Below are 19,153 nucleotides of genomic sequence, written 5' to 3'. Positions count from 1 at the left end.
ATCCACACAACGCCGTCCCGACCTACGCTGGAGGCATGGCCGATGACCGCGCCGCGAGCGAAGACCCCCGCCTCCGTGCGGCACGGTATCGCGTCGAGCAGGTGGCACAGGAGAACGGTGACGAATCTCCCACCGAACCGGAGCGCCATGCCGGCACCCCGACCGGCGCGGAGCGGGCGATGTACGTCGAGACCGCGATCCAACAAGCGATCCGCCGCGGCGAATTCGACGATCTCCCCGGCGCCGGCAAGCCCCTTGAAGGCCTCGGCGGCTCGCATGACCCGGACTGGTGGATCAAGCGCAAGATCCAGACGGAACAGCTGAGCGGGCTCGGTCCGCCGGCGCTGCGGCTGCGCATCGAGCACGCCGAGTTCGACGAACGCGTCGACGCTCTCCACCGCGAAGAGGACGTCCGCGAGTACACCGCCGACTTCTCCCGCCGCGTCGTCGAGGCGCGGCGGCAGCTGCAGGGCGGACCGCCCGTCGTGACCCCGACGCGCGACCCCGAGACCGAAGTCGCGGCGTGGCGGGAACGGCGCGCAGCGCGGGCCGCGGCATCCGCTCCTTCCGAAGAAGCGCCGAAGCGGCGCCGTCGCTGGCGGCGCCGGTAGACCTCAGCCGAACGCCGCGCGCCACTCGGCGAGCAGTCGCGCGATCGTCTGCGTCTCGGCCCACGGGACCTCGGGCGCTTCGGTCCGCCCCTCTCGGAGCGCGCGGATCGTCGCGTCCGCCTCGGCCGCCATCGGCTGCACGGTCGACACCTCGATCTCCTCGCGGGTGCCGTCGGTCCGGATGAGGATCGCGGCCTCGGTGCTGTCGGTGCGGCTCCCCCACACGTTCGGGATCTCGAGCGTCGCATCCCGTCCGACGATGCGCGTCAGCCGCGGCAGGTCGTGCACGATCGCGGTGCGGATGTTCGCCGACGCGCCGCCCAGATCGATGGATGCTGCCGCGCTCACATCGACGCCGGTCTCGCCGATCGTGCCCGCCGCCGCCTGCACGGCCAGCGCCGAGAGGTCCCGTCCCGTCCAGGCTGCAACGCCGACGACGAGCGACAACGGATAGCAGCCGACGTCGAGGATCGCGCCGCCCGCCGTCGCGGGGTCGAACAGCCTGCCCGTGTGCGAGCCGTCGGCGAAGCCGAGCGACGACTCGATCTCGACGAGGTCGCCGAGGGCGCCGCCGCCGACGATGCCCCGCAGACGGTCGGCGAACGGGCCGAAGCGGTATTTGAACGCCTCGACGAGCGGGAGGCCCGCTTCGCGGGCGGCTCGGACCGCGGCATCCGCCTCCTCGAGCGAGACGCCGAGCGGCTTCTCGCAGAGCACGGCCTTGCCGGCGGCGAGCGCCTGCTGCACCAGGGCGGTGTGAGTGGTGTGGACGGTGCCGATGTAGACCGCATCGATGTCGTCCCGGTCGAGGATCTCGTCGTAGGTGCCGATGACGGCCGCGCCGTGCGCCGCGGCGAACTCCTCCGCCCGCGACACGTCGCGCGCAGCGACGGCGTGCAGGCGTCCGAGCTCCGAGTCGGGGAGCGCGTGGGCGAAGTCGCCGCTGATCGCTCCGGCACCGAGGATTGCCCAACGCGCGTGTGTCATCCGGCCACGCTATCGCCCGAGGGGCGGACGGGCGGGTTCAGCCGACGTTTCGGCGCCTTCGGCGGTCCGACGGAGTCGACCTCCCTGCACTCGGCACGAATCGCCGCCGTCAGGCCTCAAGCGCCTGTGCGATGTCGGCCCGCAGGTCGTCGATGTCCTCGATCCCGACCGACAGACGGACGACCTCGACGGGTACGGCCGCCTCGGTCCCGCGGACCGAGGCGTGGGTCATCGCGTCCGGGTAGTTCACGAGCGATTCGACGCCGCCGAGCGACTCGGCGAGAGTGAACAGCCGCAGCGACTCAGCGAAGCGCCGCGCCGCCTCGCCCGATTCGAGCGCGAGCGACACGATTCCGCCGAAACCCGACATCTGCCGCGCGGCGAGCTCGTGGCCGGGGTGCGACGCCAGGCCCGGGTAGTAGACCTTCGCGACCCGGTCGTGTCCGTCGAGGAAGGATGCCACGGCCAGCCCGTTCTCACTGTGCCGCTGCATGCGCACCGCGAGCGTCTTGATGCCGCGCGTCGTGAGCCAGGCGTCGAGCGGACCCGAGACGGCTCCGACGGCGAACTGGATGAAACCGATCTTCTCAGCGAGTGCGTCGTCGTTCATCACGAGCGCACCGCCGACGACGTCCGAGTGGCCGCCGAGGTACTTCGTGGTCGAGTGCACGACGACGTCGGCACCGAACGAGAGGGGACGCTGCAGCGCGGGCGTCGCGAACGTGTTGTCGACGACGACGAGCGCCCCGGCCGAGTGGCCGACCTCGGCGAGGCCGGCGATGTCGGTGATGCGCAGCAGCGGGTTCGACGGCGTCTCCACCCACAGGATGCGGGGCGCCCGCTCCGCCACCGCGGCGCGGACGGCGTCGAGGTCGCTCATGTCGACGACGCGGAGCTTCACGCCCCAGTCGCCGAGCACCCGCGAGATGAGGCGGAACGTGCCGCCGTAGACGTCGTTGCCGAGGAGCACCTCGTCCCCCGGCCGCAGCACGGCGCGCAGCAGCGCGTCCTCCGCCGCGAGGCCCGAGGCGAACGACAGTGCGTGCGCGCCGCCCTCGATCGCCGCGAGCTGCGTCTGCAACGCCGTGCGGGTCGGGTTGCCGCTGCGGCCGTACTCGTAGCCGCCGCGGAGCCCCCCGATGCCGTCCTGGGCGTAGGTCGTGGAGAAGTGGACCGGGGGGATGACGGCGCCGGTTGCCTCATCGGGCTCCTGACCGGCGTGGACGGCGAGGCTCGCGAATCCGCGGGCGGAGGACTGTGCACTCATGCGGGGCTCCCGGTGGTCTCGGTGTCGGTGGCGATGGAGAAACCGTGCTCGGTCATCCATTCGTCGTTGTAGATCTTGCTCAGGTAGCCGCGGCCGTGGTCGGGCAGGAGGACGACGATGACGGCGTCGGCGGGCAGCTTACGGGCGACACGGAGTGCCGCGACGACCGCCATCCCCGACGAACCACCGACCATGAGCCCCTCTTCGCGGGCCAGCCGGCGCGTCATGGCGAACGCCTCGGCATCCCCCACTCGCTCGTATGCGTCGACGACCGTCGGATCGAAGGTCGCGGGCATGAAGTCCTCGCCGACGCCCTCGACGAGGTAGCCGTGGATGTCCCCGCCGGAGTAGATCGATCCCTCCGGATCTGCTCCCACGACGGTGACCCGACCCGACGACGCCTCTTTGAGGAACCGGCCGGTGCCGCTGATGGTCCCGCCCGTGCCGACGCCGGCGACGAAGTGGGTCACCGCGCCATCGGTGTCGCGCCAGATCTCGGGCCCGGTCGTCTCGTAGTGACCGCGCGGCCCGTTGGAGTTCGCGAACTGGTTCGGCTTGAATGCGCCGGGAATGGTCGCTGCGAGCCGGTCCGACACGCTGTAGTAGGAGTCGGGATGCTCCGGCGGGACACTCGTCGCGGTCATGACGACCTCGGCGCCGTACGCCTTCAGGACGGCGACCTTCTCGCCGGCGAACTTGTCGGGGACGACGAAGATCATGCGGTAGCCGCGCTGCTGCGCGATCAGGACGAGACCGACGCCCGTGTTGCCGCTGGTCGGCTCGACGATCGTGCCGCCGGGCTTCAGGTGGCCGTCGCGCTCCGCGGCGTCGATGATGTTCCGCGCGATGCGATCCTTCGCGGAGCTACCGGGATTGAAGTACTCGACCTTCGCGAGGACCGTGGCGGCGATGCCCTCGGTGACGGTGTTCAGGCGGACGAGCGGAGTGTTGCCGACGAGATCGGCGATCGAGGTTGCGTAACGCACGTGATTCTTCCTGACGGGATGCCGCACGCTCAGAGGTGCGGTCGCTGTGTGGGGTCGCGGATGTCGCCGGGGAACCGGCGGTCAGCGACGACAACAGCGAAGGGTCAGCACCCGACCAGAGTAGCGGACCCCCGGCATCCGCGGCGGGCGTCATCCGGCGCAACAGAACGAAAGCTTCGGACACATGGCCCTCGCCCCTCCCGCGCGAACGTAGGTTCGTCGTATGACTTCCGCCGCATCTGCCGCATCGGACGACCGAGCCGCCTCCGGGTTCACGGAGTCGCTCTCGGCCGAGGAGTTCAAGGCCGTCTTCCGCGGGCACCCGGGCGGCGTCGCCGTCATCACCGCCGACGCGGGAGAAGGACCGGTCGCCCTCACGGCGACCTCGGTATCGTCCGTCAGCGCAGATCCGCCCCTGCTGATCTTCTCGGTGTCCGCACAGTCGTCGGCCGCGCCCGTGCTGGCCGCAGCGGAGACGCTGGTCGTCCACCTGCTCGATGCCGACGACCTCCGGGTCGCCGAGGTGGGCGCGACGAGCGGGATCGATCGCTTCACGGAACTGCCGTGGTCGCGCCTGGTGACCGGGGAGCCGGTGTATCACGGCGTCCGCGCGTGGGTTCGGTGCGCCGTCATCGACCGGATGGATGCTGGTGGCTCCACCGTCATCGCCGCGCACGCCATCCAGGCGAACATCTCTCGCGAGTCGTCGACGCCGCTGGTCTACCACAACCGGACCTGGCACCGGCTCGGGCCCGACACCGCTATCTGATCGGGCACACCGCCATCTGATCGGGCACCGCCATCTGATCGGGCACCCGTTCGGTCTCACGACCGGCGGGCGAGCTCCTCGAGAGCCCCGGCGATCCGCCGGATCGTCTCCGCGGTCGTCGCCGCGTCCTTCTCGTCGAGGCTGTCGATCACCGACACGACGGCCGCATGGTGAGCGCCGTACACCTCGTCGACGAGATCGTTCGCCGATTCGGTCGGTAGAAGGTAGTGGGCACGCCGATCGGTGGGGTGCTGCTCGCGCAGGACATAGCCCTTGCCGACGAGTCGCTCGATGACGTTGGTGACCGTCGCGCTGGAGGTGCCGAGCATCACGATCAGGTCCTTCGGACTGATCTCCCGCTCCTCGCGGCGGGCCTGCACCAGATAGCGGAGCGCAGTGAGGTCGATGCCACCAAGGCCGGAGATCCGCTGCGACCGGTCGGCCTGCACCTGCTCGGCGTGACGGAGCTCGAGGATCGCGCTGCTGAGAAGCCGGCCGGCTTCGGTCTGAGGCTCTGCGGCGTAAAGGTGGGTGTGCTCGTGTCTAACGATCGACTGAGGCATGTCAACTCCTCGGCTCGTGACGGGTCGTGAAGGTCATCCGATCGCCGCCCGAGCCTCGGCCGCATCCGGAAACTTCCCCACGAGTCGCGCGGCGTGATCTCGGGCGATCCAGCCGGTGCGATCCTTCTCGACGGTTCCTACGAACCGCCCGTGGGTGTTGCCAACCCAGAAGCCCGCCTCCACCTCGTGCCACGTCGCGATCTCCTCACTGACGTCCACGGAGCTGAACAAGTCGAGCACCTCCATCGGCTTCACCACCTTACATGTCTAGATCTGTGACATTTCGTGTCCTTGTCGAAATCAATGATAGACATGACTTGTGAAATCTACTAGATGTATTGTTTAGCTAGTAATTCAGGAACGGATCGATGACACCTACACCCGCACACCCCATCCCGGCACCCTTCGCGGCGCTCGGCGTCGCACTCATCCCCGAGCAGCGCACGGGCCTGCGGGCGCGCATCCTCGATGCGCTCTCACGACAGCGTCCGCACCGCACAACGGCCCGCGCCGTCGGCCACTGACCGCATTCACCCCGCACCCACACCAGGAGAACGTCATGGGAAGCCTCTACTACGGGAACGTCGAATCCCCCATCGTCATGCCCGACCGCATCCTCGCCCACCTCGCGGCGATCGCGACGACCAAGTTGCGCCGCAGCGAGAGCTTCGTCGTCTCCTGGAAGGGAACCGGTGAGGATGGCGAGGGCCGCACCACGCTCTGGTTCCAGCCGGCGATCCCCCTGCGGTTCGTCTACGAGCAGTCGGCCGCGATCGCGCTGAACCCGGCGACGCTGCGCGAGATGGCCGACCAGGCCACCTCCAACGGCGGTCTGGTCCTCGACGCCGACCTGGACATCCCCGAGATCTCCGCGGCGCGTGCCGAGACGCGGCGCGCGGTGGTGGCCGCGTGAGCCACCCCGACCTCATCGACGAGGCCGACGCCTACGAAGACGCGCTGGCCGCCGATTTCACCGAGCGATTCGGGACCCCGCCCCTGCTGGTCTGATCGCGCCGACCCGCTACCTGCTCGTGCCGCCCCATCCGCCGCCCCCCACGGTGTCGATGGGGCGGCATCTTGCTGTGGAGCGGATGCCGCGCCTCAGGCGCCGGCGTCAGCATCGCCCGCGTCGGCGGGCTCGGGGACGAGGTGGAGACCCGCAGGCGAGTTCGCCGCGTACATAAGAGCCTCGGACCATGCGCGGTTGATGCGCGACTGACGGCTGCCGTAGTACTTGAACACGAGTGACGCGTGCGGGTGGAGCCACACGGAAGTTCGCCCCTCGCCGATGCTCTTGTCATCGCGCCAGGTGAAGTGGAACGACTCACCGCGACGGAGCTTGTTGCCGATCACCTGCTGCAGGTGCGCCAACGTGCGGTCCTCGAAGTCCACCTTGATGGAATCCTCATAGATGAACTTGCCCACAACGGCTCCTCGTCTCGTCATCCCGGTCTCGAGAAGACGTCCTCCCATTATGGTGTCCCCATGGGCCTGATCTACTACGGCGGCACGGCGATGCCCATCCGCATCAACGACCGGGCGCTCGCTCACCTGAAAGTCGTAGTCGCGACCAAGCTCCGTCGCGCGGAGAGCTTCACGCTGTCCTGGCAGCACCCGGACGATTCGCCGGCCGGACGGACGACCGTGTGGCTGCACCCGGCGATCCCGCTCCGATTCGTCTTCGATGAGGCGGAACCGCCGACGCTCGACAGGGAGTGGATCGAGGAACTCGCGGCGTCGGCCAGTTCCTCCGGGGGGATCCAGCTGACATCGCGGATGTTCGACGCTGAGGTGGACGGCGGTCACACGGAGTGACGGAACGCCATCGCGGCGAGCCCCACGTGGGGCTCGCCGCGATGTGAGTGCTACGAGGTGCGCGATCCGGATGTCACCGGGGCGTGCGGTTCTCGGCGCTGATCATCCACGCGAACTGCTCAAGGCTCTCGAGGATGCTGTGCAGGATGTCCGCGCTCGTGGGGTCCTCGTCGTCGACCTCGTCGTGGACCTCACGGCACGTACCGATGACGGCTTCGAGCCGCTCCGTCACCAGGTCGATGACGTCGGCGGTGAGGACTTCGCCATGGGGGAACTCGGGGAGCGTGGTCGTCTCGGCGACCGTGTCGCTGCGACCGTCGGGAACGGCGTGGAGAGCCCGCATCCGCTCGGCGATCGTGTCGCTGAACTCGCGCGCCGCATCGATGATCTCGTCCAGCTGCAGGTGCGTGTCACGGAAGTTCTTGCCGACCACGTTCCAGTGCGCCTGCTTGCCCTGGATCGAGAGCTCGAGGAGGTCGACGAGGACAGCCTGCAAGTTGTCACTCAGCTTCTTCGACGCCGTGAAGCCGCGCTCGGCGTTCTGCTCGTCGGTCAGCTGCGCACCCGACTTCGCGGGGCGGCGCTTGTTGCGGGTGGCGGGCTTCGTCTGCGTGGTCGTCATGGGACAACACCCTTCTGTCGCGGAACGTGATGGTGCCACGGTAGATCGGGAATACGGAGGTCGTCAGCGGGTTGCGTGGCCCCTGCGGCGGTGATAACCCGACGTGCGGATCAGGCGTGGACCCGGGCTACCGCCGCGGCCATCTCGTCGTCGGTGAGGTCGATGCCGGCGTCACTCAGCCGTCGAGCGAGCACACTCGCGCCGTCGACCCCGTCCTGACCCGCGAGGTCCGCGCGCGTCTGGACCACGATGCCGTCGACCTTCTGCGCCACGTCGGCGGGATTCTGCGACATGGCGGGCTCGGATTGGATCGGTTCGCCGGGACGACCGGCATCCTGTGGATCGCTCATGAGCCCCAGTGTCTCCTCAACCAGGCGCGACATCAGCCCCTTGACCGGCTTGCGGGGTGCGGGTAGCCCTCAGTGGCGACGGGGCCGATCCGGGTGGATCGTCGGGCCGTTCCACAGCGGGGCGAGGCCCTCGTGCTCGTTGTCTTCGAAGGCGCCGGTGTGTTCCTCGATCTGGGTGTCGCGGGGCTCCGGCACGGGGATCACGGCGATCGGCACACCCGGGGTGATGAAGAGATAAGCCGGGCTGGCGCTGCCTTCGCCGTCGTTCACGGCGAGCCAGTACTCGCCCCCGCGGGCACCCTCCTGTATCTCCCGATGGACGTCCTCGAGGGTGCGGTCGCCGACGCTGTACCACTGGCCGCCGTAGGAGATGTCGATGCGGCTCATCGCGTCCTCTCGACTGCGGTCGGATTAGATGGTTCAGCTTGAGACCGTGCGCGGCAGCCTGTCACCTTCTTGACACGTCGCCGGACTCGGGCTTAAAGCAGGGTCAGAGGGCGGCGAGGGGCGGCCGATGTGCGATCGGCTTGGGCTTCCTGCGCCGGGAGGCGCAGGCGGCGAGATGGTGGGCCGCACCCACCAGCAGCTCGTCCATGCCGCGGAACCACGCGGTTCCCGCCCCTCCGTGCACCCAGGTGACGTCGTAGCCACCGCGTTCGGACTCCTCCACGTAGGCGAGGACACTCGCGGCGTCGGATCGGGGAACACGGGTGTCGCAGAGACGCCATGTCGTCGGCGACAGCGGCTCCAGCGACAGATGAGGGACGGGGTCCGCGCTCATGATGCACCTCCGAGGTGACGCGAGCGGCAGTCGACGATGACCGCCGCGGGGCGAGGCTTGTTGTGGTCCTCACCATCTCCCCGGGAACGCCGGATATTGAGGGGCTTGACACCGCGCAGAAGCGGAGTTAGCGGTGACGAATGATCTACCAGACAGCGAGCTCCCGAGTCAATGGCCCCGTCCCGATTCCCCGACGCACGTACGGTGGTGACCGCAAGGTAAGTAGGCGAACGGTCGAGACGTGAGGTGTTCGGGTCACCGATCCTCTCCCACGCTTATGACAGGCCCCGGCGATCGGGCTTATCGCCGGGGCCTCCCCTTTGCAAGGCCCTCCGTACCGAATGCTCCGGCGCTTACGTTCGGAGCAACGAGAGGAGCTCTCATGACCGATCACCAGCCCGGCCCGGAGTCGGACGCCCCCACCACCGGCGGGGACCTGCCCGACGAGGATCCCATCGAGGCGGTGTCGCACGCAGCGGCGAACGATGACGCGGTTCCGATCGAGCACATCGAGCCGGGAGTCGACCCGGATTCCGCGGACTCGAGTCGGTCGCTGAAGCGCACCGACGACTGACCACGGACCCGAGGGCCGTGCCGTGAGGCACGGCCCTCGTCGCGTCAGCTGACGGCCACGCTCTGGGCGTACTGGTTTGCGCGGGTCGCCACGTCGTCGATGTAGCGGGTCAGCGGGTTGTACGTGAACACGGCATCCCGCCACGCGGTCTCGGTCACCATCGGACCGCGACGGCAGAGATAGCGCGCCGCCGCGAGTGCCGCGTCGTCGATCTGGTTCGGATCCCGCACGCCGTCGGCGTTGCCGTCCGCGCCCCATCGGCGCCAGGTCTCGGGAATGAACTGCAGCGGACCGACGGCCCGATCCCACTGGTCGTCGCCGTCGAGGTCGCCGCCGTCGGTGTCGTCGATCGCCGCCACGCCGTCACCCGTCAGGCGCGGTCCGAGGATCCGCGGCGACACCAGGCCGTCCTCTCCGAGGCGCGCACCGCCGTAGAACCCGTGGCGGGATTCCACCGACCCGATTCCGGCGAGGGTGTTCCAGGCGATGGCGCACGAGGGCTGTTCGTGTGCGACGGTGAGGTCGGCCGCCGCGTAGGCGATGACGGCACGACGCGGGATGCCGGTGGCATCGGCCACTCGCGTCGCCCACGCACCGTCGACGAGGTCGACAGCCGGCGCGCGCGACGGATCGGCGCCCGTGACGGCAACGGCCGGCGGAGGGGCGTCGGCCCACCGCGACGACACCGGGGGCAGCGGCGTCCCCTGCGGCTCGGACGGGGTCCCCACCGCGGGCAGACAGGCCGCGAGAAGAACGACGACCGCGGCGGGTACGACGCCGATCCCGACGGTGAGAGCCGCGAGTCGTCGCCCCTCCGTGCGTGCCGAGGGCCGCGTGCGCCGTCGAGCCATGCGCGTCCTCCCCCGGTTCGATGCCCGGTCCACGCTAACCGCATCCGGTTGCGCGCGTGGCACGGGGCGGTCAGCTCGTCAAGGCCCCCCACCGGCCACGCGGCGGGCGCCTACGGTCCCCGAACGCGACGCCGATGCATCCGGCATCCTTCCCCGTCGCTCGGATCGGACAGGAGAAACGATGTTCTTCCACAGGCAGGAACTGCAATTCACCGCGACACCCGACAAGCCGGACGCGATCTTCGCGCGGCGGATGCAGGAGGTTCTCGGCGGGCAGTACGGAGAGATCACCGTCGCCATGCAGTACGGCTTCCCAGTGGATCCGGGCCGCGCAGGAACTCCGCGAGGAGGGTGTCGAGGACATCCCCGTGCCCCTGAACTTCCCGCTCTCCAACGAAGCCCGTGAGCACTCGTACCAGTACATCAACTTCTCGGACGGGCAGGCTGCCGCGGAAGGCTCATGGGCGAGCGGCCCGACCCCCGACGGCAAGGGCGAATTCACCTATCTGAACGGTCCCGACACGTCGGTGCCGATGCCGCCGCCGACGCAGCCGGACCCGCGCTTCTATGGGACGGACGCGAAGCCGAACCTCATCGACAAGGCCGAGGGCGTGATCAAGGACAAGCTCTCCTGAGCGAGCGGGGATGCCGGGCGGCGAGACCCGGCATCCCCTCCTCATATCGTCTCGATGGCGCCCGTGCCTTCGTCATGCGGCTCGGACATGATGAACAGCCCGCCCGTCGAATTGGCGGCGTGCGCCAGCTTCTCGAGCCACGTCCTGTTCATCGCAGGCGCCCGGGACCCGTAGTACTTGAAGTCGAGGTCGGCGGCCGGGTGGATCCAGACGGATCGTCGCCCGTCGCCGATGCTCGCATCGTCTCGCCACGTGAAGAAGAAGGACTCGCCGCGGCGCAGCTTGTTTCCGATGGCGACCTGCACGTGGGCGAGCGCCCTGTCCTCGACCTCGGTCTTCACCTGACTGCTGTAGTTGAATCGGCCCACGAGTCGGCCCTCCGAACGAGGAGCCCGCTACCCACCGTGGACACACCGTGGGAACGGCGCTGCGGATCCGCGGGGTGGCGCTCCTCCGTTGAACAGCCACGTTCCTCGCGTCACGCGCACACGGCAACCCCCGGCGCGTTGCGCGCCGGGGGTTGATGTCGGCCCGGGCGTGTCGCTCCCGCCGATATCAGCGGCGGGATGCCGGCACGAATGGCGCGCGCACGAGGCGGAACACGACCACGGCAGCCACGACCCACGGTCCCACGACGAGGAGCGGGTCGATCCAGGTGTGCTTCACGTCGACGCGGCCTCGGCCGAACCTCGACGCGATCGGGCGCCGTCCACGTTCGCCGAACACCCCGGACTGAGTGACGGGGTCGTCGGGATGCCGCGAGAACAAAGATCTGACGTGCGCACCGGATGACTCGACACGATCGCCGAGGATCAGCAGCATCCAGTGCGGAGTCTGGCCCTCGCTGTAGCGCGCGTAAGCGATGCGGCGGATGAGGCCCGAGAGCCCGTGGAGGGGCTGGGCCGTACCGAAGACCGGCGTGAGGCGCTGGTGCTCGATCGAACGTTCGCGTCCGGCGCCTCCCGGCTGCTGCTCGGGGATCTCCCAGTGCGCGCCCGTCTCGATCCCGGGCTGCTCACGCGGGAAGGCGGGGCGGTCCTCCGGATCGAGGTCTGCGCCCCACCCGGGGATGCGGCCGCGGAGCTCATCGGGATCGGGGGTCTGGCCGGGCTTGTCTGCGGTGTAGGGCATGGTTCCTCCTCGGTCAGGCACCGAACGTGACGACGGGCTTGACGATGCCGTCGAGCTTGGACGAGAACACGTGGTAACCCTCGGCGATGTCGTCGAGGTCGAAGCGGTGGGTGATGAGTCCGCGCGGGGCGATGCGACCCGCGCGGATGTGCTCTAGCAGGCGCGGCCACTGACGCTTCACCGGCGCCTGATTGGCGCGGATCGTGAGCCCCTTGTTCATCGCATCGCCGAACTTGACGGCGCTGAACAGCGGTCCGTAGGCACCCATGACCGAGACGGTGCCGCCCTTGCGGACCGCGTCGATCGCCCAGTTGAGCGCGATCGGCGAACCGCCCTGGAGCTTGAGCTTGGCTGCGGTGACGTGCTGCAGCACGTGACCATCCGCCTCGGCGCCGACGGCGTCGATCACGGAGTCCGCGCCGAGCCCGTCGGTCATCTTCTTCAGCGTCAGCACGATGTCGGCGACCTCGCCGAAGTGAACGGTCTCGGCGAACGCGAACTCCCGCGCCTTCTGGAGGCGGTAGTCGAGGTGATCGACGACGATGACGCGTCCGGCGCCCATCAGCCAGCACGACCGGGCGGCGGCGAGCCCGACCGGGCCCGCACCGAGCACGACGACGGTGTCGCCCTCGACGATGTCGGCGAGCTGCGAACCGAAGTACCCGGTCGAGAACGCGTCGGTGAGCAGCAGAGCGTCTTCCGAGGCGATGTCGTCGGGGATCACCTGCGGGCCGACGTCGGCGAAGGGCACGCGCACGAGCTCGGCCTGTCCACCGTCGAATCCGCCGGTCGAATGGGAGTACCCGTAGATCCCGCCGATCGCCGTCGCATTGGCGTTGACGTTGTGGCAGTTGGAGTACAGCCCCCGTGCGCAGAAGAAGCAGGACCCGCAGTAGATGTTGAACGGGACCATGACGCGGTCGCCGGGCTTCAGATTCCGCACCGACGGGCCGACCTTCTCGACCCACCCGATGAACTCGTGTCCGAAGGTGTGCCCCACCCGGGTGTCGGGCATCATGCCGTGATACAGGTGCAGGTCGGAGCCGCAGATCGACGCCAGTTCGACGCGCACGATGGCGTCGTTCGGGTGCGCGATCACGGGGTCGGGCTTGCTGTCGACGCGGATCTTGTACGGGCCGCGATAGGTCATCGCCTTCATCGATCCTCCTCAGGTTCCGGGCGAGCCTGGTCGCCGCGTCACCGGGGAGGGAGGGGGTTGCGCCGTTCGTGCGAACGTGTCAGGCCGAGGAGGACGCGCCGAGCTCGAAGCGGTATCCCATGCCCGCTTCGGTCAGGATGTGCCGGGGCTGCGTCGGGTCCTCCTCGAGCTTGCGTCGCAGCTGCGACACGTACAGGCGGAGGTAACCGGTGTCGCTCACGTGCTCGCTCCCCCAGATGGACGTGAGGATGGTCTGGCGGGTCACGAGTTTGCCGGGGTTGCGCAGCAGGATCTCGAGCAGCTGCCACTCGGTCGGCGTCAACCGGACGCGCTCGGTGTGCTCGCCCGCCGTCTTCGTGACGCTGCGCGCGGCGAGATCGACCGAGATGTCACCGAACTGCGTGATCGGGTCGGGTTCCTGCTGCGGCGCACGACGCGTCAGCGCGCGGATGCGCGCGAGCAGCTCCTCGATCGAGAAGGGCTTCGTCACGTAGTCGTCCGCGCCGGCGTCGAGCGCGTCGACCTTGTCGGCCGCTCCTGTCCGTCCCGACACGACGAGGATCGGCGCCTCGGACCAGCCGCGGATCGCATGGATCACTTCGATGCCGTCGAGCTGCGGCATCCCGAGGTCGAGCAGGAAGATGTCGGGGTGGTGGTCCACGGCGGCAGAGATGGCCTGCGCGCCGTCGGCCGCGGTGAACACCTCGTACCCGCGAGCCGAGAGGGTGATGCGGAGCGCCCGGACGATCTGCGGGTCGTCATCGGCGATGAGGATCCTCATGCGCTCTTCTCTCCCTCGGCGACGGGCAGGGACACGACCATGGTCAAGCCTCCGCCCGGGGTGTCTTCGGGGGTGAGCGTACCGCCCATCCCCTCGACGAACCCCTTCGACAGCGCGAGCCCCAGCCCGAGCCCGGTGCTGTTGTCGGTGTCGCCGAGACGCTGGAACGGGACGAAGACGTCGTCGCGTCGCTCGGGCGGGATGCCGGGGCCGTGGTCGATGATCCGGATCTCGACGACCCCGCCGAAGCTGCTCGTCGCGACGCGGACCTTCTCCCCCTCGGGAGAGTGACGCAGCGCATTGGCGAGCAGATTCACCACGACGCGCTGCAAGAGGACCGGGTCGGCCAGGACGGCTGCATCCGGTTGGAGGTGGATGTCGACGGATGCCGGACCCGCATCGAGCTCCTCGAGGGCCGGGAGGATCGCGTCCGCGGGATCGATCGCCAACAGCGACACGGCGAGCGCGCCGGCCTGAAGTCGGCTGACGTCGAGAAGGTCCGTGACGAGCGAGGCGAGCGTGCCGAGGGATTCGTCGGCGGTCTGCAGGAGCTCGTCGCGATCACGGTCGCTGTAGGTGCCGCTGCGGAGCCCGCCCACTGCAGCCGTCGCCGCCGCGAGCGGCCGTCGCAGGTCGTGGCTCAGGGCGGACAGCAGGGCACTCCGCACGCGGTCGGAGGCCTCGAGGGGAGCGAGACCGCTCGCGACCTCGACGAGATCCTGGCGCTGCAGCGCGGCGTCGAGCTGGGAGACGATTGCGGCGAGGATGCGGCGCTCGGACGCCGGCAGGTCGTGGCCGTGGAGTTCGAGCACCGCCCGATCACCGACGGGCATCGCGGTGTGTCGCCCGTCGCGCAGCGGTTCGCCGCTCGAGGCGAGCGTCGTCTCACCCACCACCAGGCGGACGCCGGCCAGCCGGAACGCCTCGCGAGTCCACTCCACGAGCGCCTCGATCGCACCACCGCCGCGCAGGACGCTGCCGGCGACCGTCTGCAGGAGCTCCGCCTCGGCTGCGGCCCGCCGCGCGACGCGGGTGGTCCGGGCGGCGCGGTCGACGACGACGCTCACGAGGATGCCGATGATGACGTAGAGGGCGAGTGCGAGCACCTCGCGCGGGGACTTGACCTGCACGGTGTAGAGCGGTTCGACGAAGAAGAAGTTGAGGGTCACCCCGCTGAGGACGGCGGCCCACAGAGCCGGCCACATCCCGCCGATGAGAGCGACCACGACGACGAGCAGCTGGTAGCTGAGGACGTCGCTCGTGATCGACTCGGTCGAACGGAACGTCACCAGCAGCCACGTCAGCAGCGGCCCTCCCAGGAAGGCGAGCGCGAAGCCCGCGACCTGGCGGCGCATCGAGAGCGCGCCGCCGAGCCGGGGCAGGGCGAACCGGCCTCCCGCGGCGGAGTGCGTCACGATGTGGACGTCGATGTCGCCGGACTCGCGGATCACGGTCGCGCCGATCCCCGGTCCGGCGACGAGTGCCGCGAGGCGGCTGCGACGGCTGACGCCGAGCACGAGCTGCGTCGCGTTCACGGAACGCGCGAACTCGACGAGCGCGGTGGGGACGTCGTCACCCACCACCTGATGGAACGTCCCGCCGAGCTTCTCGACCAGGGCTCGCTGCTCGGCGAGCGCACTCGGATCGGCGCTGCGCAGGCCGTCGTTGCTCGTCACGTGCACGGCGAGCAACTGGCCACCGGCCGACCTCGCCGCGATACGGGCGCCGCGCCGGAGCAGCGTCTCCCCCTCCGACCCTCCGGCGAGCGTGACGACCACCCGCTCGCGCGCCTCCCAGCGTCTGTCGATGCCGTGCTCGGCTCGATAGGACGTCAGCGCCTGATCGACCTCGTCGGCCAGCCAGAGGAGAGCGAGCTCGCGAAGGGCCGTGAGATTGCCGAGCCGGAAGTAGTTCGAGAGGGCGGCATCCACCCGCTCCGCCGGGTAGACGAGTCCGCCCGCGAGCCGATCGCGCAGCGCCTGTGGAGCGAGGTCGACCACCTCGACCTGGTCGGCTCGGCGCAGGACTTCGTCGGGGACCGTCTCGCGCTGGGGAGCGCCGGTGATCTCCTCGACGACGTCGTTCAGCGACTCGATGTGCTGAATGTTCACGGTGGAGATGACCGAGATCCCGGCATCCAGCAGCAGCTGCACGTCCTCCCATCGCTTGTCGTTCGCGGAGCCGGGCGCGTTGGTGTGGGCGAGCTCGTCGACGAGCGCGACGTCGGGACGCCGGGCGATGACGGCCGCGAGGTCCATCTCGGTGAGGGTCACGCCCCGGTGGGTGATCTCGCGACGGGGAACCTGGTCCAGGCCCTCGGTCATTCTCGCGGTGGCCGCGCGGCCGTGGGTCTCGACGACGGCGATGACGACGTCGGTCCCCTCGCCCGCCAGTCGCCGGCCCTCCTCGAGCATCGCGTAGGTCTTGCCGACACCGGGGGCCGCGCCCAGCAGTACGCGCAAGCGTCCCCGTCCACCCACTGTCAGCCTCCTAGCCGGTCGAGGGCGAGATTGAGCTCCACGACGTTGACGGTCGGTTCGCCGAGGTATCCGAGATCGGGTCCCCGGGTGTACTCCGCGACGAGGTCGCGGACCTTCGACACCGGGAGCTCCCGGGAGGTGGCCACGCGCTCGACCTGGATCGAAGCGTACGCGGGGCTGATGTCGGGGTCGAGTCCGGATGCCGAGGCCGTCACAGCGTCGGCGGGGACCGCCGATTCTGCGACTCCCTCGCGCTCGGCGATGACTTGCTTGCGCTCCGCGATAGCGGCGATGAGGTCGGCGTTCTCGGGACCGAGGTTCGACCCCGACGAGGCCCCGGCGTCGTAGCCGTCGCCCGCCGCCGACGGCCGGGGCTGGAAGTACTGCGCGAGCGCGGCACCATCGGCATCCGTGAAGGACTGACCGATCAGCGACGAGCCGACGACCCGACCCGAGGCATCGTGCAGGAGGGACCCGTTGGCCTGTGCCGGAAGGGCGACCTGCCCGACCAGGGTGATGAGGGCCGTGTAGCCGACGCCGAGGACGACGGTGAGGACGACCATGGCGCGGACGGCGACGAGGACGGTGCGCCCGGTGGCGCGGGAGGAGGTGTTCATGACGGACGGTCCTTGGTTCAGAAGCCGGGGATGAGTCGGATGAGGAGGTCGATGAGCCAGATCCCGACGAAGGGTGCCACGACGCCGCCGAGACCGTAGACGGCGAGGTTGCGTCCGAGGATCGACGAGGCACCACCGGGCCGGTACCGGACGCCCCGGAGGGCGAGCGGGATGAGGACGACGATGATGAGCGCGTTGAAGATGATCGCCGACAGGACCGCGGATGCCGGTGAGTGCAGGCCCATGATGTTGAGCGCCCCGAGCTGGGGGAAGACGCCCATGAACATGGCCGGGATGATGGCGAAGTACTTGGCGATGTCGTTCGCGATAGAGAACGTCGTGAGCGCGCCGCGCGTGATGAGCAGCTGCTTTCCGATGCGCACGATGTCGATGAGCTTCGTTGGATCGGAGTCGAGGTCGACCATGTTGCCGGCTTCCTTCGCCGCCGACGTCCCCGAGTTCATCGCGACGCCCACGTCCGCCTGCGCCAGCGCGGGAGCATCGTTCGTGCCGTCACCTGTCATGGCGACGAGGTTGCCGCCCTCCTGCTCCTTTCGGATGTAGGCGAGCTTGTCCTCGGGCGTGGCCTCGGCGAGGAAGTCGTCGACGCCGGCCTCCTTCGCGATCGCCGCCGCAGTCAGCGGGTTGTCGCCCGTGATCATGACGGTGCGGATCCCCATGGCGCGGAGCTCGGCGAAACGCTCGCTGAGCCCGTCCTTCACGACGTCCTTCAGGTGGACCACGCCGAGCACGCGCCCCGCGCCGGCGGCGTCCTTCGTCGCCACCACCAGGGGCGTGCCACCGGACTGCGAGATCTCCTCGGTGCGCGCGGTCAGGTCGCTCCGGACTCCGGCGGGCAGCGGGTCGCCGCTCTGCTCGAGCCAGCCGATGATCGCCGAGCCGGCACCCTTGCGGATCGACGAGCCGTCCGGCAGGTCGAGACCGCTCATGCGGGTCTGCGCCGTGAACGGCACGATGACGCCCTGCGCGTCCCCGGTGACATCGATGCCGCGGCGGGAGGCGAGATCGACGATCGAGCTGCCCTCCGGCGTCGGGTCGGCGAGCGACGACAGGGCCGCCGCACGCGTGAGCTCGGCCTGAGCCATCCCGTCGAGCGGGACGAACTCGGACGCCTGGCGGTTGCCGTAGGTGATGGTGCCGGTCTTGTCCAGGAGCAGCGTCGTCACGTCGCCGGCGGCCTCGACCGCGCGACCGGACATCGCGAGGACGTTCCGCTGCACGAGGCGGTCCATACCCGCGATGCCGATCGCCGAGAGCAGGGCGCCGATGGTCGTCGGGATGAGGCAGACGAGGAGAGCGACGAGGACCGGGATGCTGACGGGCGCCGCCGCGTACGAGGCGACCGGATTCAGGATGAGAGCCACGACGACGAAGATGATCGTGAGGCTCGCGAGCAGGATGTTGAGCGCGATCTCGTTCGGCGTCTTCTGCCTGGCGGCACCCTCGACGAGTGCGATCATCCGGTCGACGAAGGTCTCTCCGGGCTTCGACGTGATGCGCACGACGATGCGGTCCGACAGCACACGCGTGCCGCCGGTGACGGCGCTGCGGTCACCACCGGATTCGCGGATGACGGGGGCCGACTCGCCGGTGATGGCCGACTCGTCGACCGACGCGATGCCGTTCACGACGTCGCCGTCGCCCGGGATGAGATCGCCCGCCGCGACGACGACGACATCGCCGAGGGAGAGGTCTGCCGACGAGACGTCGTCGATCGTGACGCGCTCGGCCGCGGCATCCGTCTGCTCGTCGTAGTCGGCGACGCGATGGGCCACCGTGCTGGTGCGGGTCTTGCGGAGCGTCTCGGCCTGCGCCTTGCCGCGACCTTCGGCGACCGACTCCGCGACGTTCGCGAACAGGACCGTCAGCCAGAGCCAGACCGCGATGATCGCGGTGAACGAGACCGGCACGGGTGTGCCGCCGGATTCACCCGGCCCGCCGAGGAAGGGTTCGGCGATCGCGAGCACCGTGGTCAGCGCGGCGCCCAGCCAGACGACGAACATGACGGGGTTCCGCCACTGCGCCCGCGGGTCGAGCTTGCGCAGCGCTCCGGGAAGGGCGGCCGCAATGGCAGCGCCGTCGATGCCGCGCCGGGGGCCGGCGCCGGTCGCCGGGGCGGTGGTCTGCGGTTCGGGAGTGATGAGTGTGGACAT

24 protein-coding genes and 1 pseudogene are annotated in these 19,153 nt (G+C 69.5%); 7 read left to right on the top strand and 18 right to left on the bottom strand.

All coding sequences use genetic code 11. From position 1 onward, the window contains the following. Nucleotides 1-35: 35 nt before the first annotated feature. Nucleotides 36-611 (top strand): DUF1992 domain-containing protein, encoded by a 576-nt coding sequence (locus ACIQLK_RS04915; protein WP_400363178.1) that lies wholly within the window; start codon nucleotides 36-38, stop codon nucleotides 609-611. Nucleotides 612-614: 3 nt separating this feature from the next. On the opposite strand, the gene ACIQLK_RS04910 is transcribed toward ACIQLK_RS04915, so the two are convergent. The 3 genes from ACIQLK_RS04910 to ACIQLK_RS04900 all read right to left on the bottom strand — a co-directional run bounded on the left by ACIQLK_RS04910 (nucleotide 615) and on the right by ACIQLK_RS04900 (nucleotide 3,851). After that, entirely contained in the window at nucleotides 615-1,598 is a 984-nt protein-coding gene (locus ACIQLK_RS04910; RefSeq protein WP_400363177.1) for a Gfo/Idh/MocA family protein, read from the bottom strand. 109 nt (nucleotides 1,599-1,707) lie between these two features. Next, the gene (locus ACIQLK_RS04905; protein WP_400363176.1) at nucleotides 1,708-2,865 is read right to left on the bottom strand and encodes a cystathionine gamma-synthase; all 1,158 of its coding nucleotides are present in this window, start codon (nucleotides 2,863-2,865) and stop codon (nucleotides 1,708-1,710) included. Further along, the gene (locus tag ACIQLK_RS04900; RefSeq protein ID WP_400363175.1) at nucleotides 2,862-3,851 is read right to left on the bottom strand and encodes a pyridoxal-phosphate dependent enzyme; all 990 of its coding nucleotides are present in this window, start codon (nucleotides 3,849-3,851) and stop codon (nucleotides 2,862-2,864) included. The genes ACIQLK_RS04905 and ACIQLK_RS04900 overlap by 4 nt, the downstream gene beginning before the upstream one ends. A 223-nt stretch (nucleotides 3,852-4,074) precedes the next feature. On the opposite strand from ACIQLK_RS04900, the gene ACIQLK_RS04895 reads away from it, so the two are divergent. Beyond that, on the top strand, nucleotides 4,075-4,620 hold the full coding sequence (locus ACIQLK_RS04895; protein ID WP_400363174.1) for a flavin reductase family protein: 546 nt from the start codon (nucleotides 4,075-4,077) through the stop codon (nucleotides 4,618-4,620). A 56-nt stretch (nucleotides 4,621-4,676) separates the two neighbouring features. Here the strand turns inward: ACIQLK_RS04895 and ACIQLK_RS04890 are convergent, their stop codons facing one another. Together ACIQLK_RS04890 and ACIQLK_RS04885 are read right to left on the bottom strand one after the other, a co-directional pair. Next, a complete protein-coding gene (locus tag ACIQLK_RS04890) occupies nucleotides 4,677-5,183 on the bottom strand; it encodes a MarR family winged helix-turn-helix transcriptional regulator (RefSeq protein WP_400363173.1) in 507 nt (168 codons plus the stop codon). 33 nt (nucleotides 5,184-5,216) lie between these two features. Further along, the gene (locus tag ACIQLK_RS04885; RefSeq protein ID WP_400363172.1) at nucleotides 5,217-5,441 is read right to left on the bottom strand and encodes a hypothetical protein; all 225 of its coding nucleotides are present in this window, start codon (nucleotides 5,439-5,441) and stop codon (nucleotides 5,217-5,219) included. A gap of 110 nt (nucleotides 5,442-5,551) precedes the next feature. Here ACIQLK_RS04885 and ACIQLK_RS04880 point away from each other — a divergent pair, with 110 nt between their 5' ends. Both ACIQLK_RS04880 and ACIQLK_RS04875 read left to right on the top strand, forming a co-directional pair. Beyond that, nucleotides 5,552-5,707, top strand: coding sequence for a hypothetical protein (locus ACIQLK_RS04880; protein ID WP_400363171.1), 156 nt, complete (start codon nucleotides 5,552-5,554; stop codon nucleotides 5,705-5,707). 35 nt (nucleotides 5,708-5,742) lie between these two features. Further along, the gene (locus tag ACIQLK_RS04875; RefSeq protein ID WP_400363170.1) at nucleotides 5,743-6,096 is read left to right on the top strand and encodes a hypothetical protein; all 354 of its coding nucleotides are present in this window, start codon (nucleotides 5,743-5,745) and stop codon (nucleotides 6,094-6,096) included. A gap of 188 nt (nucleotides 6,097-6,284) precedes the next feature. Here the strand turns inward: ACIQLK_RS04875 and ACIQLK_RS04870 are convergent, their stop codons facing one another. Next, complete coding sequence (locus tag ACIQLK_RS04870; protein ID WP_400363169.1) at nucleotides 6,285-6,608, bottom strand: ATP-dependent DNA ligase; 324 nt, start codon at nucleotides 6,606-6,608, stop codon at nucleotides 6,285-6,287. Between the two features lie 60 nt (nucleotides 6,609-6,668). Between ACIQLK_RS04870 and ACIQLK_RS04865 the strand changes: the two genes are divergently transcribed. Further along, nucleotides 6,669-6,998 carry a hypothetical protein gene (locus ACIQLK_RS04865; RefSeq protein WP_400363168.1) on the top strand — a complete coding sequence of 110 codons (330 nt, stop codon included), beginning with the start codon at nucleotides 6,669-6,671 and terminating at the stop codon, nucleotides 6,996-6,998. A 73-nt stretch (nucleotides 6,999-7,071) separates the two neighbouring features. Here the strand turns inward: ACIQLK_RS04865 and ACIQLK_RS04860 are convergent, their stop codons facing one another. The 4 genes from ACIQLK_RS04860 to ACIQLK_RS04845 form a co-directional block, all read right to left on the bottom strand. Beyond that, nucleotides 7,072-7,620, bottom strand: coding sequence for a Dps family protein (locus ACIQLK_RS04860; RefSeq protein WP_400363167.1), 549 nt, complete (start codon nucleotides 7,618-7,620; stop codon nucleotides 7,072-7,074). 110 nt (nucleotides 7,621-7,730) lie between these two features. Further along, the gene (locus ACIQLK_RS04855; protein ID WP_400363166.1) at nucleotides 7,731-7,970 is read right to left on the bottom strand and encodes a hypothetical protein; all 240 of its coding nucleotides are present in this window, start codon (nucleotides 7,968-7,970) and stop codon (nucleotides 7,731-7,733) included. Between the two features lie 69 nt (nucleotides 7,971-8,039). Next, nucleotides 8,040-8,357: a hypothetical protein gene (locus ACIQLK_RS04850; RefSeq protein ID WP_400363165.1), complete on the bottom strand. Its 318-nt coding sequence runs from the start codon at nucleotides 8,355-8,357 to the stop codon at nucleotides 8,040-8,042. A 103-nt stretch (nucleotides 8,358-8,460) separates the two neighbouring features. Further along, complete coding sequence (locus ACIQLK_RS04845; RefSeq protein ID WP_400363164.1) at nucleotides 8,461-8,751, bottom strand: hypothetical protein; 291 nt, start codon at nucleotides 8,749-8,751, stop codon at nucleotides 8,461-8,463. A 382-nt stretch (nucleotides 8,752-9,133) separates the two neighbouring features. Between ACIQLK_RS04845 and ACIQLK_RS04840 the strand changes: the two genes are divergently transcribed. Continuing rightward, nucleotides 9,134-9,325: a hypothetical protein gene (locus tag ACIQLK_RS04840; RefSeq protein WP_400363163.1), complete on the top strand. Its 192-nt coding sequence runs from the start codon at nucleotides 9,134-9,136 to the stop codon at nucleotides 9,323-9,325. A gap of 44 nt (nucleotides 9,326-9,369) precedes the next feature. Here the strand turns inward: ACIQLK_RS04840 and ACIQLK_RS04835 are convergent, their stop codons facing one another. Continuing rightward, entirely contained in the window at nucleotides 9,370-10,176 is an 807-nt protein-coding gene (locus tag ACIQLK_RS04835; protein WP_400363162.1) for a lytic transglycosylase domain-containing protein, read from the bottom strand. Between the two features lie 181 nt (nucleotides 10,177-10,357). On the opposite strand from ACIQLK_RS04835, the pseudogene ACIQLK_RS04830 reads away from it, so the two are divergent. After that, nucleotides 10,358-10,811: pseudogene (locus tag ACIQLK_RS04830) on the top strand (manganese catalase family protein). 41 nt (nucleotides 10,812-10,852) lie between these two features. Here the strand turns inward: ACIQLK_RS04830 and ACIQLK_RS04825 are convergent. The 7 genes from ACIQLK_RS04825 to kdpB all read right to left on the bottom strand — a co-directional run bounded on the left by ACIQLK_RS04825 (nucleotide 10,853) and on the right by kdpB (nucleotide 19,153). Further along, nucleotides 10,853-11,179: an ATP-dependent DNA ligase gene (locus ACIQLK_RS04825; protein WP_400363161.1), complete on the bottom strand. Its 327-nt coding sequence runs from the start codon at nucleotides 11,177-11,179 to the stop codon at nucleotides 10,853-10,855. Nucleotides 11,180-11,366: 187 nt separating this feature from the next. After that, entirely contained in the window at nucleotides 11,367-11,942 is a 576-nt protein-coding gene (locus ACIQLK_RS04820) for a hypothetical protein (RefSeq protein ID WP_400363160.1), read from the bottom strand. Between the two features lie 13 nt (nucleotides 11,943-11,955). Further along, nucleotides 11,956-13,101, bottom strand: a complete 1,146-nt coding sequence (locus ACIQLK_RS04815; protein WP_400363159.1) for a zinc-dependent alcohol dehydrogenase — start codon at nucleotides 13,099-13,101, stop codon at nucleotides 11,956-11,958. A gap of 79 nt (nucleotides 13,102-13,180) precedes the next feature. Beyond that, the gene (locus tag ACIQLK_RS04810; protein WP_400363158.1) at nucleotides 13,181-13,882 is read right to left on the bottom strand and encodes a response regulator; all 702 of its coding nucleotides are present in this window, start codon (nucleotides 13,880-13,882) and stop codon (nucleotides 13,181-13,183) included. Further along, nucleotides 13,879-16,362, bottom strand: coding sequence for an ATP-binding protein (locus ACIQLK_RS04805; RefSeq protein ID WP_400363157.1), 2,484 nt, complete (start codon nucleotides 16,360-16,362; stop codon nucleotides 13,879-13,881). Before ACIQLK_RS04805 ends, ACIQLK_RS04810 begins: the two co-directional genes overlap by 4 nt. 2 nt (nucleotides 16,363-16,364) lie before the next feature. After that, nucleotides 16,365-16,979 (bottom strand): K(+)-transporting ATPase subunit C, encoded by a 615-nt coding sequence (gene kdpC, locus ACIQLK_RS04800; protein ID WP_400363156.1) that lies wholly within the window; start codon nucleotides 16,977-16,979, stop codon nucleotides 16,365-16,367. Between the two features lie 17 nt (nucleotides 16,980-16,996). Continuing rightward, nucleotides 16,997-19,153: a potassium-transporting ATPase subunit KdpB gene (kdpB, locus tag ACIQLK_RS04795; RefSeq protein ID WP_400363155.1), complete on the bottom strand. Its 2,157-nt coding sequence runs from the start codon at nucleotides 19,151-19,153 to the stop codon at nucleotides 16,997-16,999.

Source organism: Microbacterium sp. NPDC091382 (genome assembly GCF_044757025.1).
Lineage (GTDB): Bacteria > Actinomycetota > Actinomycetes > Actinomycetales > Microbacteriaceae > Microbacterium.
The sequence above is the reverse complement of the archived record's forward strand: the minus strand, read 5'-3'. Positions and strand labels throughout refer to the sequence as shown.